Annotated in this window: 13 protein-coding genes and 2 tRNA genes; 11 read left to right on the forward strand and 4 right to left on the reverse strand. The window is 72.0% G+C overall.

Features of this window, described 5'->3' with window-relative positions; all coding sequences use genetic code 11:
• Positions 1-105: 105 nt before the first annotated feature.
• From ACIQWA_RS17545 to ACIQWA_RS17560, 4 genes are all read left to right on the forward strand, one after another.
• Positions 106-705 (forward strand): biotin transporter BioY, encoded by a 600-nt coding sequence (locus ACIQWA_RS17545; RefSeq protein WP_402483399.1) that lies wholly within the window; start codon positions 106-108, stop codon positions 703-705.
• Between the two features lie 52 nt (positions 706-757).
• Positions 758-1,243: a ribose-5-phosphate isomerase gene (locus ACIQWA_RS17550; RefSeq protein ID WP_360245096.1), complete on the forward strand. Its 486-nt coding sequence runs from the start codon at positions 758-760 to the stop codon at positions 1,241-1,243.
• Between the two features lie 291 nt (positions 1,244-1,534).
• The gene (locus tag ACIQWA_RS17555; protein ID WP_360245093.1) at positions 1,535-2,761 is read left to right on the forward strand and encodes a PP2C family protein-serine/threonine phosphatase; all 1,227 of its coding nucleotides are present in this window, start codon (positions 1,535-1,537) and stop codon (positions 2,759-2,761) included.
• A gap of 805 nt (positions 2,762-3,566) precedes the next feature.
• Complete coding sequence (locus ACIQWA_RS17560; RefSeq protein WP_188304780.1) at positions 3,567-3,764, forward strand: hypothetical protein; 198 nt, start codon at positions 3,567-3,569, stop codon at positions 3,762-3,764.
• A 31-nt stretch (positions 3,765-3,795) separates the two neighbouring features.
• On the opposite strand, the gene ACIQWA_RS17565 is transcribed toward ACIQWA_RS17560, so the two are convergent.
• A complete protein-coding gene (locus ACIQWA_RS17565) occupies positions 3,796-4,536 on the reverse strand; it encodes a DUF6348 family protein (protein ID WP_402483405.1) in 741 nt (246 codons plus the stop codon).
• A gap of 240 nt (positions 4,537-4,776) precedes the next feature.
• On the opposite strand from ACIQWA_RS17565, the gene ACIQWA_RS17570 reads away from it, so the two are divergent.
• Positions 4,777-5,337 carry a hypothetical protein gene (locus ACIQWA_RS17570; RefSeq protein WP_402483407.1) on the forward strand — a complete coding sequence of 187 codons (561 nt, stop codon included), beginning with the start codon at positions 4,777-4,779 and terminating at the stop codon, positions 5,335-5,337.
• Positions 5,338-5,404: 67 nt separating this feature from the next.
• Here the strand turns inward: ACIQWA_RS17570 and ACIQWA_RS17575 are convergent.
• Positions 5,405-5,475 (reverse strand) — tRNA-Gly (locus ACIQWA_RS17575).
• 170 nt (positions 5,476-5,645) lie between these two features.
• On the opposite strand from ACIQWA_RS17575, the gene ACIQWA_RS17580 reads away from it, so the two are divergent.
• The 5 genes from ACIQWA_RS17580 (at position 5,646) to clpX (ending at position 10,551) form a co-directional block, all read left to right on the forward strand.
• Positions 5,646-5,719, forward strand: a tRNA-Pro gene (locus ACIQWA_RS17580).
• A 295-nt stretch (positions 5,720-6,014) separates the two neighbouring features.
• Positions 6,015-7,403, forward strand: a complete 1,389-nt coding sequence (gene tig / locus ACIQWA_RS17585) for a trigger factor (RefSeq protein ID WP_402483410.1) — start codon at positions 6,015-6,017, stop codon at positions 7,401-7,403.
• A gap of 277 nt (positions 7,404-7,680) precedes the next feature.
• Complete coding sequence (locus tag ACIQWA_RS17590; RefSeq protein ID WP_329931219.1) at positions 7,681-8,295, forward strand: ATP-dependent Clp protease proteolytic subunit; 615 nt, start codon at positions 7,681-7,683, stop codon at positions 8,293-8,295.
• Between the two features lie 56 nt (positions 8,296-8,351).
• Entirely contained in the window at positions 8,352-9,014 is a 663-nt protein-coding gene (locus tag ACIQWA_RS17595) for an ATP-dependent Clp protease proteolytic subunit (RefSeq protein ID WP_402483413.1), read from the forward strand.
• A gap of 247 nt (positions 9,015-9,261) precedes the next feature.
• Positions 9,262-10,551, forward strand: a complete 1,290-nt coding sequence (gene clpX / locus ACIQWA_RS17600; RefSeq protein WP_030283761.1) for an ATP-dependent Clp protease ATP-binding subunit ClpX — start codon at positions 9,262-9,264, stop codon at positions 10,549-10,551.
• A 104-nt stretch (positions 10,552-10,655) separates the two neighbouring features.
• On the opposite strand, the gene ACIQWA_RS17605 is transcribed toward clpX, so the two are convergent.
• Both ACIQWA_RS17605 and ACIQWA_RS17610 read right to left on the reverse strand, forming a co-directional pair.
• Complete coding sequence (locus tag ACIQWA_RS17605; protein ID WP_402483416.1) at positions 10,656-11,468, reverse strand: hypothetical protein; 813 nt, start codon at positions 11,466-11,468, stop codon at positions 10,656-10,658.
• 119 nt (positions 11,469-11,587) lie between these two features.
• A complete protein-coding gene (locus ACIQWA_RS17610; protein ID WP_402483419.1) occupies positions 11,588-12,427 on the reverse strand; it encodes a hypothetical protein in 840 nt (279 codons plus the stop codon).
• 190 nt (positions 12,428-12,617) lie between these two features.
• Here ACIQWA_RS17610 and ACIQWA_RS17615 point away from each other — a divergent pair, with 190 nt between their 5' ends.
• On the forward strand, positions 12,618-15,254 hold the full coding sequence (locus tag ACIQWA_RS17615; protein WP_402483421.1) for a valine--tRNA ligase: 2,637 nt from the start codon (positions 12,618-12,620) through the stop codon (positions 15,252-15,254).
• The last annotated feature ends 146 nt before the right edge of the window (positions 15,255-15,400 follow it).

A 15,400-nucleotide genomic window follows, 5' to 3' on the forward strand; every position in this document is an offset into this window, starting at 1 on the left:
CAAGCTTCGTGGGCGGTGCTTTGTCCGAAACCGTGGGGCCGGCGCAGTGGATCACCGCGTAGGTTCACAGGTGTTCACTCACCTGGACCCCACGGAGGAGCCCCGATGGCCACTGCCACCACCCCGATAGCGCGCCGCGCCGTCCTCGCCGACCTGCTGCCCGTCGCCTCGACCCGCCTCGGCACCCAGGTCCGCGACCTGGCCCTGGTGGTCGGCGGCGCCGCGCTGACCGGCGTGGCCGCTCAGCTGTCGGTCAACGTGCCCGGCTCGCCGGTGCCGGTCACCGGCCAGACCTTCGCCGCCCTGCTGGTCGGCACCGCGCTCGGCGCCCGCCGCGGCGTCGCCTCGCTCGCGCTCTACCTGCTGGCCGGCGCGGCCGGGCTGCCCTGGTTCGCCGAGGGCACCTCCGGTTGGGCCATGCCGTCCTTCGGCTACGTGCTCGGCTTTGTCCTCGCCGCCGCCCTGACCGGCGCGCTGGCCCGTCGCGGCGCCGACCGGTCCCCGCTGAACACCGCGGTGACCATGGGGCTGGGCAGCCTGGCCATCTACGCGGTCGGCGTCCCGTACCTGGCGTTCAGCCTGCACGTCCCGCTGGCCCGCGCCGCCGAACTGGGCCTCTACCCGTACCTGGTCGGCGACGCGCTCAAGGCCGCCTTCGCCGCCGGCGCGCTGCCGCTCGCCTGGAAGCTGCTCGGCCGCCGCTGAGACCCGGGCCCCGTTGTCGGGCCCGGGCGCACCCGCATGCCACACTCATGGCATGCGCGTGTACCTGGGCTCCGACCATGCCGGATACGAACTGAAGAACCACCTCGTGGAGTGGCTCAAGGGGGCCGGCCACGAGCCGGTCGACTGCGGGCCGCACATCTACGACGCCGAGGACGACTACCCGCCGTTCTGCCTGCGCGCCGCCGAGCGCACCGCCGCCGACGCGGACGCCCTCGGCATCGTGATCGGCGGCTCGGGCAACGGCGAGGCGATCGCCGCCAACAAGGTCAAGGGCGTCCGTGCGGCGCTGGCCTGGAGCGTGCAGACCGCCGAGCTCGGCCGTCAGCACAACAACGCCAACGTCATCTCCATCGGCGGGCGGATGCACACCGTCGAGGAGGCCACCGAGTTCGTCGAGGTCTTCCTCAAGACCCCCTACAGCGGCGAGGCCCGGCACACCCGCCGGATCGAGATGCTGAGCGAGTACGAGACCACCGGCGAGCTCCCGCCGATCCCGGCCCACCACCCCCAGGGCTGATCCACCCGCCACCGACGGCCGGCCGCACCCTCCCGTGCGGCCGGCCGTCGCCGTCCGTACGTCGCCCGGCGCCTGTGTCGTCGGCCACAGGCGACCGCGCACCCGCGGTCGCGCACGCGGGGCGCACGCGCTGCCCGCGGGCTCCCTGCGCCCAACCGGCGCACGCCTCCTGACGGCACGCCCGCCACCGGCCCGATCGGCCGAAACCCGCTGAGCGGCCCGCGCGCCGGGGCCACCGCCCGCCCCCGGGCCGTCGACGCCGGGCCGTACCCGTGGATAGGGTCGGACCCCATGGCTGGCAGACCGCCGGGCGCACCGCCCCAGACGACTGCGACGAGGCCCGGCGCCGCCCCGGCGTCCGAGCCCGTGACGGCCCGGCTGCGCAAGACGCTCCGCCGGGCCCGTCGAAGGCTGCGCACGGCCGGTGTGGACTACTTCCGCGGCGGCGCCGCCGACTGGCCGGTGCTCTGCGCGCTGGCCCTGCTCGTCCCGCTGATGATCCTGCTCAACATCTGGATCCCGGACTGGGCCCCGCCCACCACCCTGGTCCTGCCGATCCTGGCGGGAGCGCTGCTGCTGCGCCCCGGCTCCCTGGTGGTGCTGTACGCGCTGGCCGCGCTCGGGCTGTCCGCCGAGTCCGTGATCCACACCGGCCAGCGGGTCGCCAGCGACAACCCGGAGGCCTACGTCTACGGCGTCACCCCCGGCGCGGCCCTGGTGGTCGGCGCCGCCGGGGTGGGCGGCCTGCTGCTGGCCCAGTTCCGGGCCCGGGTCGGCGTCCCCTGGTGGGGCGGCTCCACCATGCTGTTCGACCTGCGCGAGCGGCTGCGGGTGCAGAGCCGGGTACCCGAGCTGCCGGCCGGCTGGCACGCCGACATGGCGCTGCGCCCGGCCGGCGGCCAGTCCTTCTCCGGCGACTTCGTGGTGGCCGCCCGCACCGGCCCCGGCCAGCGGCTGCTGGAGGTGGTCCTCGCGGACGTCTCCGGCAAGGGCATGGACGCGGGCTCGCGGGCGCTGCTGCTGTCCGGCGCCTTCGGCGGCCTGGTCGGCTCGCTGCCCGCGCACGACTTCCTGCCCGCCGCCAACGGCTACCTGCTGCGCCAGTCCTGGGAGGAGGGCTTCGCCACCGCCGTCCACCTGGTGCTGGACCTGGACAGCGGCGAGTACGAACTGCTCTCGGCCGGGCACCTGCCGGGCATGCAGCGGCTGGCCGGCGAGGGGCGCTGGGAGGTCAAGGAGGCCGAGGGCCCGCTGCTCGGGATCTACGACGGCGCCAAGTTCGACGGTGTGCGCGGCCGGCTGAACCGGGGCGACGTGCTGATGCTGTGCACCGACGGCATGGTCGAGGCGCCCGGCCGGGACCTCGCCGAGGGCATGGACCGGCTGATGGGCGAGGCCGACCGGCTGGTCCCCGGCGGCGCCCCGGGCAGCGGAGCGGGCGCGGCGGGCGCGCTGATCGAGACGGTCGCCCGGGACATCAACGACGACCGAGCCGTGCTGCTGCTCTGGCGCGATTGATATTCGCCCGCTCGCTGTTACTCGCCCGCTCGCCTCCGGGGCGCTCGGATCCGGTGCCGACGGTCGTCGCTCCAATGCCCTCGTTCCTCGGGCCTCCTCGCTCCTCGCTTTCGGCACCGGCGCGCCCCTTCGGCTCGGGGCGGGGACTCGCCCGCTCGCTGCTACTCACCCGCTCGCCTCCGGGGCGCTCGGATCCGGTGCCGACGGTCGTCGCTCCGATGCCCTCGTTCCTCGGGCCTCCTCGCTCGCCCTCCTTGCCCGCCGACGGGCAGGAGGGGCCCACCCTTTCGGCACCGGCGCGCCCCTTCGGCTCGGGGCGGGCACTCGCGCGCGGGCCCGCGTCATGTGCCACCGGCAGTGCCGTCGTGTCAAGCCTGGCAGCTGATCTTCGGCCATATCGGACGGCCCGTCGGCTGAGCGGATCCGCGACCTCCGCTCCGCGCCCCCGGGCGTTTCCCGGCCGCTCAGCAGCGCCCCGCCGACGATTCGTCAGAACGGCTCCGCTATCGTCCCGGTCGGCGGAAACTCGTCCCGCATCGCAGGATGTCGGCGTTGGGCTGACTGTCAGACCTTTACGCAATCGGCACGGTCGACCACACTGAGTCCGGGCGGGACTGTTCAGGATTCGGGGGATGGGGGGCGACACGTGCGGCACACCAGACAGCGGGCCGGTGCGTGCACCTCCGCCGGCGCTGCGCCGGACGGTCCGCGATTCCGCCTCGGGACCGTCGGACAGGCCGGGGTCCGGCTTCGCAGGTGCCGCCGGGCGGCGGCGCCACGCTATGAAACGAGGAAGTGAGTCCGGGTGGCACTCTCCGTCTCCGCGCTGGTCCTGTTCGCGATCCTGTGCATCATCTTCATCCGGAACAAGCAGCTGAAGATCCCGCACGCGATCGTCGCCGCCCTGTTCGGCTTCATGCTGCACGAGACCACGATGGCGACCTCCATCAACTCCCTGCTGGCCAACCTGGCGCACAGCATCTCCAGCATCACGGGGGGCTGACCGGCAGGGCCGGACGCCCTCCGCCAGGGGCCTACCGGCCGGCCCTCCGGGCTTCCCGCCAGCGGGCGAACAGACCCCGGGCGCGCGCCGCCGCCGGGGCCGGGGCACGCACCGGCACGGGTGCCGGGGCGCCCGTCGGCGTGGCCGCGGCCGCCGCCCGTTCCGCCGTCAGCAGCACGAACAGCCGCGCCCAGCACAGCCGTTCGCCGCGCGGCCAGTCCAGCGCGCGCAGCGCCGCGGAGGCCGCCTCCGACACCTCGCCGCCCACCCGGACCTCGGCGACGTCGTCGCCCGCCTTCCCGCCCAGGAAGAGCTTCACCCCGACCGGCCCCGGCCCGCTCAGTTCCCGCTCCAGGGCGGGCGCGAGCGCGGACAGCACCCGGTGCTCGGCGAGCCAGGCCGCCAGGTGCTCGTTGCCGAAGCCGAACACCGCCGCCGGCCCCTGCACCGCCCGCCAGCCCGGGAGTTCGGGCAGGTTCGGGCGGTCGGCGTGGATCCCGCGCCCGTCGGCCAGCTCGACCAGTACCGAGGCGGTGGTGGTCGCCCACAGCTTCACCGCGTTCGCGAGCTTCTCCTCCTCGGTCTTGCCGAGGCCGGGCGCGCAGTCCCACACCACCGGGGCGTCCGCCCGGCCCAGGTGGAGCACGAAGCCGAGGTCCACGTGCCCGGCGCCGCCGTCCTCCCCCGGGTGCTCGCGCACCGCCACCGCGGTGGTCCCGGGGCCGCGCACCACCTCGCCGTCCGGGTGGAAGTCCTGGCCCAGTCGTGCCATCTCCCGGATCACACAGCGCTGTATGACGGCCAGTCGCTCCTGCGGACCCACGGGACTCCTCCACTTCGGGAGCGCGGCGCCACGGGTCGCGCTCGAACTGCGCTCGAACGCCGCCGAGGCTATCGGCCCGACCGCCGTGCGGGAAACCGTGCGGACGCCTTCTCCCTGCGGTCGCGGATTTGTCTGGTATGCCCCACTTTGGGGAGCGGAACCGACAGCCGCCCGCCCTGGAGAGCCCGCATGGCCCGCACCGCCCCGACGCCCCCCGCGCCCCACCCGGCCGCCCTGGCGGACCTGCTCGCCGGCCCGGACGGCTCCGGCCTGGTCGCCGAGGTGGAGGCCTACCTCGCCTCGCTGCCCGCCCCCGCGCGCACCCCCGGGCCGTACGTCTGCCGCTACGGGAGCACCCTGCGCCCCTGGCACGCCGGCCACCCGGAGCCCCGGGCCACCCTGCTCGACCGGGCGCTGCGCCGCCCCGCCCGGCCCGTCCCGGTCACCGCCGCCGACCACCTGCGGCTCGCCTCCCGCTACATCGGCGCCCACGGCTGGCTGCAGGGCGCGATGTGGGACACCGCCGGGCGGGTCTGCCTGCTCGGCGCCCAGGCCGCCGTCCTGGCGTACGGCTACGGCACCCCGGCGACCGTGCGGGCCGGCCGGGTCCAGCTGATGGAGGTGCTGCACGCCACCGGCCGCCCGGCGCGCTCCCCGGACGAGTACAACGACCGCCCCACCACCCGGGAGGGCGACGTCCACCTGCTGCTCGACCGGGCCGCCGCCCGGGCCGCCCGGCTGGGGCTCTGAGGCGCCGCCCGGGCCCGGGAACGCCGACGGCCCCGGTGCGCTGGGCGCACCGGGGCCGGGCCGGAAGAGCGGGTGACGAGAATCGAACTCGCGTGACTAGTTTGGAAGACTAGGGCTCTACCATTGAGCTACACCCGCGCGAAGCCGCCGACCGTTCCCGGCCGGAAGTTCGGGAGACAGCGTACCCGCTCCGGTCCCTCCCGTGCACACCGCATTCCGCGCACGCCCCCTTCCGCGCCGCTCCCGCCGTGCCCCGAATAAGTCGACGAGCCGTACAGGCCCGGCGTGTACGCTTCCTCTCGGCACCACGGGGTGTGGCGCAGTTTGGTAGCGCGTCCGCTTTGGGAGCGGAAGGCCGTCGGTTCGAATCCGGTCACCCCGACAGTGCGGCAGGGTCTCGCCCACCGGGGCGGGGCCCTGTTCTGTTCGGGCGGTACGGTGGCGCCTGGCGTCCGCCTTTCGTGGTACCGGTAGGATGGGGCGCTGGCGGTAGTCCCTGTGGCGTCAACCCAGGTCAACCGCCCGAGGGCGAGGAGTCAAGCTCACCGTCCACCCACACGGGAGATGCAGCTCCAACCGCCCATCGCCCGTCTCGTCCGACCCACCCGTACCGGCTCCGGCCGGGCGTGCGGGACGGGCGGAGACAACCTGACCGCAAGCCCCTAGGAGACCTAACCGTGAAGAGCGCCGTCGAGACTCTGAACCCGACCCGGGTTCGACTCACCGTCGAGGTGCCCTTCGAGGAGCTCAAGCCCAGCCTCGACGCGGCGTACAAGAAGATCAACCAGCAGGTCACGGTTCCGGGCTTCCGTAAGGGCAAGATCCCGGCTCGCGTCATCGACCAGCGCTTCGGCCGTGGTGCCGTGCTGGAGGAGGCCGTCAACGACGCCCTGCCGCGCTTCTACACGCAGGCCGTCGACGAGGGCAAGATCGAGGTCCTCGGCCAGCCCGACATCACCAACATCGAGGGTGTCGAGAAGATCGCCGACGGCGGTGACCTGAAGTTCACCGCCGAGGTGGACATCCGTCCGGAGATCACCCTGCCGGAGTTCTCCTCCATCGAGGTGACCGTCGACCCGATCGCCGTCTCCGACGAGGACATCGAGAAGTCCCTCGAGCAGCTGCGCGAGCGCTTCTCCTCGGTCAAGGACGTCGAGCGCGCCGCCGCCGAGGGCGACATCGTGGTCGTCGACCTGATCGCCAAGGTCGACGGCGAGGTGCCGGACGACGGCACCGCCACGGGCGTCAGCTACGAGATCGGCTCGGGCCGCCTCATCGACGGCATCGACGAGGCCGTGCTCGGCCTGTCGGCCGGCGAGGAGAAGACCTTCGAGACCGAGCTCAAGGGTGGCACCCAGGCGGGCAAGACCTCCGAGGTCACCGTCACCGTCACGGCCGTCCAGGAGAAGGAGCTGCCGGAGCTGGACGACGAGTTCGCCCAGCTGGCCAGCGAGTTCGACACCCTGGAGGACCTGCGTGCCGACTCCCGCAAGCGCCTGGAGCGCATGAAGGAGTACGACCAGGCCACCCAGGCCCAGGAGAAGGTCCTCGACGCCCTGCTCGCGCTGGTTGAGATCGAGTACCCCGAGAAGCTCCTGAAGGACGAGATCGAGACCCGCAAGCACAACCTCGAGCACCACCAGCTCGAGCCGATGGGCCTGAACCTCGACACCTACCTGGAGACCCAGGGCAAGACCCGCGAGGAGTGGGAGGCGGAGATCGAGGAGCAGGCGAAGAAGGGCATCAAGACCCAGTTCGTCCTGGACCAGATCGTCGCCAACGAGGAGCTGGGTGTTAACCAGGAGGAGCTCACCGAGCACCTCATCCGCCGTGCGGCCGGCTCCGGCCTCACCCCGGACCAGTTCGCCCAGCAGGTCGTCCAGGGCGGCCAGGTTCCGCTGCTGGTCGGCGAGGTCGCCCGCGGCAAGGCGCTGGCCACCGTGGTCGAGGCCGCCAAGGTCGTCGACACCGAGGGCAACGAGATCAACTTCGACGACGAGGACGAGACGGCCGAGACCGTCGAGGCCGCCGCCGAGGAGAAGACCGAGGAGAGCACCGAGGCCTGAGTGCCCCGGTAGCCCCCTGAGGCGCTGCAACGGGCCCGGACGCCGTACGGTGTCCGGGCCCGTCGTCGTCCCACCGGGCACCCGGGTGCCCCCGCGACCCTGCGCTCACAGCGAACAGTTCTGCGTGAGGGATTCTGCGGCCGGGCCTGCGCGTTAGGGTCCTTGGACAGCAACAATCACGACGTGATACCCGGAAGCTGTGCGACACCGTGACGGCCGCCCGGCGGCCGTCCAAATCGACTGAGCAGGTGGCTAAGTGACGTTCCCGCAGATGCAGATGGGCCCGATGGCGCCGCACGCCGCCTCTGGTGACGTGCTCGGCGGCCTGGGCGACCAGGTCTACAACCGGCTGCTCAACGAGCGGATCATCTTCCTCGGCCAGCAGGTCGACGACGACATCGCCAACAAGATCACCGCGCAGCTGCTGCTGCTGGCCGCGGACCCCGAGAAGGACATCTTCCTCTACATCAACTCCCCGGGCGGCTCGATCTCGGCGGGCATGGCGATCTACGACACCATGCAGTACATCAAGAACGACGTCGTCACCATCGCGATGGGCATGGCCGCCTCGATGGGCCAGTTCCTGCTGACCGCCGGCGCCAAGGGCAAGCGCTTCTCGCTGCCGAACGCCAACATCCTGATGCACCAGCCCTCCGCGGGCCTCGGCGGTTCCGCCACGGACATCCGCATCCAGGCCGAGCAGCTGCTCCGCACCAAGAAGCGGATGTCCGAGCTGATCGCCTTCCACAGCGGCCAGTCCTTCGAGCAGATCACCCGGGACTCCGACCGCGACCGCTGGTTCACCCCCGAGGAGGCCCTGGAGTACGGCCTCATCGACGCGATCATGCACAGCGCCGCGGACGTCCCCGGCGGCGGCGGCACGGGCGCCTGAGCCTCGGCCCGGCCCACGAGACCACAGCCACAACGCCCCGGAGGACAAGAACCCCCATGAACATCCCCAGCCTGTCGGCCGCCCAGGCCCGCGTCGAGGACATGCGCGCCGAGGGTCGCTACATCGTCCCGCGCTTCGTCGAGCGCACCACGCAGGGCATCCGCGAGTACGACCCGTACGCCAAGCTGTTCGAGGAGCGCATCATCTTCCTCGGCTCGCAGGTCGACGACGTGTCGGCGAACGACATCATGGCGCAGCTGCTGTGCCTGGAGTCGATGGACCCGGACCGCGAGATCCAGATGTACATCAACTCGCCCGGCGGCTCGTTCACGGCCCTGACGGCCATCTACGACACCATGCAGTACGTCAAGCCGGACATCACCACGGTCTGCATGGGCCAGGCGGCCTCCGCCGCGGCCGTGCTGCTCGCCGCCGGCACCCCCGGCAAGCGGATGGCGCTGCCGAACGCCCGCATCCTGATCCACCAGCCGTACACCGAGACCGGCCGCGGCCAGGTGTCCGACCTGGAGATCCAGGCCAAGGAGATCTTCCGGATGCGCGAGCAGCTGGAGCAGATGCTCTCCAAGCACTCCAACAGGTCGGTGGAGCAGGTGCGCGACGACATCGAGCGCGACAAGATCCTGACCGCCGAGGAGGCCGCCGAGTACGGCCTGGTGGACCAGATCATCTCCACCCGCAAGACCTCGCTGACCTCCTGAGGCCGGCACCGTCGGGGCGGGGTGCGCACCCGGTTGCGCGCCCCGCCCCGACCCGTCGGCGGGCGCTGTCACGGCATCTGTTCGGTATCAATTCGCCCAGGGCGTAGGGCAGACCCGGCGAAGAGGACGGAATCACGGGCCCGGCAGAGTACCGTCGGATAGCGAGACCGAGCGCCGTCGGCGCGGACGGTCCACAGCACCAGGCCCCGGAACCCCCGCGGGGCCCCTGGCGAAGGGGAAGCACCTCGTGGCACGCATCGGAGACGGTGGCGACCTGCTCAAGTGCTCGTTCTGCGGCAAGTCGCAGAAGCAGGTGAAGAAGCTGATCGCCGGCCCAGGCGTGTACATCTGCGACGAGTGCATCGACCTGTGCAACGAGATCATCGAGGAGGAACTCGCCGAGACCTCCGAGGTCCGCTTCGAGGAGCTCCCGAAGCCGCGCGAGATCTACGAGTTCCTGGACCAGTACGTGGTCGGCCAGGACCTCGCCAAGAAGGCGCTGTCGGTCGCGGTCTACAACCACTACAAGCGGGTTCAGGCGGGCGAGGCCGGCCGTAGCGGCGGCAACGGCCGCGAGGACGCGATCGAGCTGGCCAAGTCGAACATCCTGCTGCTGGGCCCCACCGGCTCCGGCAAGACCCTGCTGGCGCAGACCCTGGCCCGGATGCTGAACGTCCCCTTCGCGATCGCGGACGCCACCGCGCTGACCGAGGCCGGCTACGTCGGCGAGGACGTCGAGAACATCCTGCTCAAGCTGATCCAGGCGGCCGACTACGACGTCAAGAAGGCCGAGACCGGGATCATCTACATCGACGAGATCGACAAGGTCGCGCGCAAGAGCGAGAACCCGTCGATCACCCGCGACGTCTCCGGCGAGGGCGTGCAGCAGGCGCTGTTGAAGATCCTGGAGGGCACCACCGCCTCGGTGCCGCCGCAGGGCGGGCGCAAGCACCCGCACCAGGAGTTCATCCAGATCGACACCACCAACGTGCTGTTCATCGTCGGCGGTGCCTTCGCCGGCCTGGAGCGGATCATCGAGGGCCGCGCGGGTGCCAAGGGCATCGGCTTCGGCGCCAACATCCGCTCCAAGCGCGAGTCGGACGCCAGCGACCACTTCCGCCAGGTGATGCCCGAGGACCTGGTGAAGTTCGGCATGATCCCCGAGTTCATCGGCCGTCTGCCGGTGATCACCAGCGTGCACAACCTGGACCGCGAGGCGCTGCTGCAGATCCTCACCGAGCCGAAGAACGCGCTGGTCAAGCAGTACCGCAAGCTCTTCGAACTGGACGGCGTGGAGCTGGAGTTCTCCCGGGACGCGCTGGAGGCGATCGCCGACCAGGCGATCCTGCGCGGCACCGGCGCGCGCGGTCTGCGGGCCATCATGGAGGAGGTGCTGATGTCCGTGATGTACGAGGTCCCCTCGCGCCAGGACGTCGCCCGCGTGGTGGTCACCGGGGACGTCGTCTCCAAGCACGCCATCCCCACCCTCGTCCCGCGCGACATGATTAAGCGCGAGCGCCGCGACAAGAGCGCCTGAGTCCGAGTCCGAGCCCGGGCCGACGGCCTGCGGCCCGCGGCAGCGAAGGGGCCCCGCACCGGAATCCGGTGCGGGGCCCCTTCGCTACTGCCGTCCGGCCGGGCCTACTTGGGCACCTCGGCGACCGCGCGCAGGTCGCGGGTGTCGGCGGCGAGCTTGTCGATGTCGGGCTGGGTGCCGTCGTCGGAGCCCTTGAGCACCATGACGACGGTGCTCTTGTCGGCCCAGGCGCAGAGCGACAGCTTCGTCTCGCCGTTCTGCGAGGTGGCGCAGTCCATCTGGCCGCCCTTGGGGCCCGGGTCCACCGAGTGCCGGCCGCTGATCGTGCCGCCCGCGCCGGAGAAGCCGGCGAACATCTGGTCCAGCTCCTGCTTGGGCAGCAGCACCTTGCCGTAGACGCCGACCGCGATCAGCTGCGGGGTGGAGTCCGAGTCCTGGTACACCCCGGCGACGCCGGTGGGCTTCCAGTTGCCGTCGCCCTGGCCGATCTTGGAGGTCAGCTCGTCCTGCAGCTTCCCGGTCACCGCCGGGTCGTCGTTGGCCTTGAGGTCCTTGAAGGTCGCCGGCATCACGAGCTTCTGGGTGCCCGTGCCGCTGGTCACGTTCCAGGCGAGGTAGCCGAACACGCCGATCAGGACGACCAGCACGGCGCCGACGGTGCCGAGCACGATCCACAGCGTGCGGCGCGACTTGCGCGGCGGCACCGGCGCGTACCCGCCGTAACCGGGGTAGGCCCCGGGCGCGCCCTCCGGGTAGCCCGGGTAACCCGGGTAGCCGCCGGCCTCCGGCCCGCCGGGTGCGGGGTAGCCGGGCGGCGGGGCCTGCGGCGGGACGCCGCCGTAGCCGGGGGCGGCCGGCGGCGGCGTCGCCGGGTACCCGGGCTGCGGCGGGGGCCCGTACGGGTTCTGGTCGGACATGCGGGGCCCTTTCTGGGACGTCGCGCGGGGAGACCGCCGGGGGTGCCGGCGGTGCGGTGCTGCTGCGGTGGTGCTGCTGCTGTGCTGCTGCTACGGGGAGGCCGGGCGGGGGTTCAGGGTCAGCGGGCGACCTTCATGGCGTCGCGGATGGTGCGGGTCTTGGCCGCGGCCTGGTCGGCGGTGAGGCCCGAGTCGCTGCCGCCCGTGCTGCCGGTGGTGCTCAGGCTGAGGTGGCTGAAGGTGACCCGGCCGTAGGTGGACTTGTCCGCCCAGACGCAGACCGTCGGGCCGGGCTTGCCCATGATGCTGGCGACGCCGCAGCTGAGCTTGCCGTCGGAGGCGTGGCCGTCCTTGGCGGGGAAGTCGGTCATCGGGGTGGACCAGGTCAGGCCGCCGCTCTCCTTCTTGGAGTCGGCGATGATCTGCGCGGGGTCGTTGAGGGAGCCGTAGATGCCGAGGATCGACAGCGAGTCCATGTTCTTGACGTCGGCGCCCTTGCTGTAGCTGGCCCCCAGCCCGTGCAGGTCGGTGCCGATCTTGGCGACCTCGGGCTTGCTCATGTCGGCGGCCTCCTCCTTCGCCGACTTCTGGACGTAGCCGTCCAGCAGCGTCTGCGGCGCGCTGAGCTTGTACTGGCCGCCCGAGTCGCTGCCGGCGCCGAGGAACTTCCAGGCGGCGAAGCCGCCGCCGCCGAGCACCAGGGCGCCGATGACGAGGCCGACCACCAGGCCGCCCTTGCCCTTGCGCGGCGGCGCCGGGTAGCCCGGCTGGCCGTACGGGCCCTGCGGGGGCACGCCGTACTGCGGCTGGGGGGCGCCGTAGGGCTGCTGCGGCGGGTACCCGTACTGGGGCTGCGGGGCGCCGTAGGGCTGCTGTGGCGGCGGCGCGCCGTAGGGCTGGCCGCCGTAGGGCTGGCCCTGCGGCGGCGGATACTGCTGTCCCTGTCCCTGGCCGTACATGTGTCCTCGTGCTCCCCCGCCGCACCCGCGGCCGATCCTCGTATGGGTATGTCCGTGCACGCCCGGTCACCCGGACGAGTGCCCGGGCACGCTACCGCACGGCACCGGCGGCGGGAGCGCCCGGACCGGCCGAGTCCGCGGACCGAAAGCGGTTCGTAACCAGCGCCCCCGGTTACGTAAACTGTGCGTCGTGACCGACACGACGAACCAGCGCCCCGTGAGCACCACCGGGGACGATGCGGCAACCCTCCCGACGACCTACACCCCCGCGGACGTAGAGGGCGAGCTGTACGAGCGCTGGGTGGAGCGTGGCTACTTCACCGCGGACGCGAAGAGCGACAAGCCCGCGTACACGATCGTCATCCCCCCGCCGAACGTCACCGGCGTCCTGCACCTGGGTCACGCCTTCCAGCACACGCTGATGGACGCGCTGACCCGCCGCAAGCGGATGCAGGGCTTCGAGACGCTCTGGCTGCCCGGCATGGACCACGCGGGCATCGCGACCCAGAACAAGGTCGAGCAGCAGCTCGCCGAGGCCGGCCTCTCCCGCCACGACCTGGGCCGCGAGGCCTTCGTCGAGAAGGTCTGGGAGTGGAAGAAGAGCTACGGCGGCCGCATCCTCGGCCAGATGCGCCGCCTCGGCGACGGCGTGGACTGGTCGCGCGAGCGCTTCACCATGGACGAGGGCCTGTCCCAGGCCGTCCAGACCATCTTCAAGCGCCTGTTCGACGACGGTCTGATCTACCGCGCCGAGCGCATCATCAACTGGTGCCCGCGCTGCCTCACCGCGCTGTCCGACATCGAGGTGGAGCACGAGGACACGCCGGGCGAGCTGGTCTCGATCCGCTACGGCGACGGTGACGACTCGATCATCGTCGCCACCACCCGGGCCGAGACGATGCTGGGCGACACCGCGGTGGCCGTCCACCCGGACGACGAGCGCTACAAGCACCTGATCGGCCGGACCATCAAGCTGCCGCTGACCGACCGGGAGATCCCGGTCGTCGCCGACGAGCACGTCGACCCGGAGTTCGGCACCGGCGCCGTCAAGGTGACGCCCGCGCACGACCCGAACGACTTCGCCATCGGCCAGCGCCACGACCTGCCGAACCTGACGGTGATGGACGAGCGCGGTGCGATCACCGTGCACGGCCCCTTCCTCGGCCTGGACCGGATGGAGGCCCGCTCGGCCGTCGTCGGCGCGCTGCGCGAGCAGGGCCGGATCGTCGCCGAGAAGCGCCCGTACATGCACGCCGTCGGCCACTGCTCGCGCTGCCACACCGTGGTCGAGCCGCGGCTGTCGCTGCAGTGGTGGGTCAAGGTCGAGCCGCTGGCCAAGGCCGCCGGCGACGCCGTCCGCGACGGCAAGGTGGAGATCCACCCGAAGGAGCTGGAGCGCCGCTACTTCGACTGGGTCGACAACATGTACGACTGGTGCATCTCGCGCCAGCTCTGGTGGGGCCACCGGATCCCGGTCTGGTACGGCCCCGAGGGCGAGGTCGTCTGCGTCGGACCGGACGAGCAGCCGCCGACCGGCGAGGGCTGGCACCAGGACCCGGACGTCCTGGACACCTGGTTCTCCTCCGGCCTGTGGCCGTTCTCCACGCTGGGCTGGCCGGAGAAGACCGCCGACCTGGAGAAGTTCTACCCGACCGACGTCCTGGTGACGGGCCACGACATCATCTTCTTCTGGGTCGCCCGGATGATGATGTTCGGCCTGTACGCGATGGACGGCGAGGCGCCGTTCAAGACCGTCGCGCTGACCGGTCTGGTCCGCGACGAGTTCGGCAAGAAGATGTCGAAGTCCTCCGGCACCGCGGTGGACCCGCTGGACTGGATGGACGCCTACGGCGCCGACGCCGTCCGCTTCACCCTGGCCGGCGGCGCCAACCCGGGCGCCGACGTGCCGATCGGCGAGGACTGGGTCAAGGGCTCGCGCAACTTCTGCAACAAGATCTGGAACGCGACCCGCTTCGCGCTGATGAACGGCGCCACCACCGAGGGCCCGCTGCCGGCGCCCGAGGAGATGACCGCGGTCGACCGCTGGATCCTGTCGCGGCTGAACGCCACCGTCGCCAAGGTGGACGGGCTGTACGAGGACTACCAGTTCGCCAAGCTCTCGGACGCGCTGTACCACTTCGCCTGGGACGAGGTCTTCGACTGGTACGTCGAGCTCTCCAAGACCACCCTGGCCAAGGGCGGCCCGCAGGCGGACGCCTCGCGCCGGGTCCTGGGCGAGGTCCTGGACGTCACCCTGCGGCTGCTGCACCCGGTCGTCCCGTTCGTCACCGAGGCGCTGTGGACCACGCTCACCGGCGCCGAGTCGCTGGTCGTCGCCGAGTGGCCGAAGGACAGCGGCTACCGCGACGCGGCCGCCGAGTCGGAGGTCGCCACGCTGCAGCAGGTGGTCACCGAGGTCCGCCGGTTCCGCTCGGACCAGGGCCTGCAGCCCGCGCAGCGCGTCCCGGCCCAGCTGGAGCTGGCCGGCACCGTGCTGGCCGTCCACGAGGACGCGATCCGCTCGCTGCTGCGGCTGACCGTCCCCGAGGAGGGCTTCGCGGCCACCGCCTCGCTGCCGGTGGCCGGTGCCACCGTCGCGCTGGACCTCTCCGGCACCATCGACGTCGCGGCGGAGCGCAAGCGCCTCGCCAAGGACCTCGCGGCCGCCGAGAAGGAGAAGACCCAGACCACCGCCAAGCTCGGCAACGAGGCCTTCCTGGCCAAGGCGCCGGACGAGGTGGTCGCCAAGATCCGGGGCCGCCAGGAGGCCGCCGAGGCCGACATCGCCCGGATCACCGCCCAGCTCGCGGCGCTGCCGCAGGGCTGAGCCCGCACCGCCCCTCGGGGGCCGCATCCCGCGACGCGCGGGGTGCGGCCCCTCGGCGTTTTCCGCGGCGCCCGTTTCCGGCGGGTCCGCTTCCGGCGCGCTCGTGACGGCGCGCGTTCGTTTGTGGCGCGCCGTTTCGCCGGGTC

It is taken from the genome of Kitasatospora sp. NPDC098652, from assembly GCF_044760155.1.
Classification (GTDB): Bacteria; Actinomycetota; Actinomycetes; order Streptomycetales; family Streptomycetaceae; genus Kitasatospora.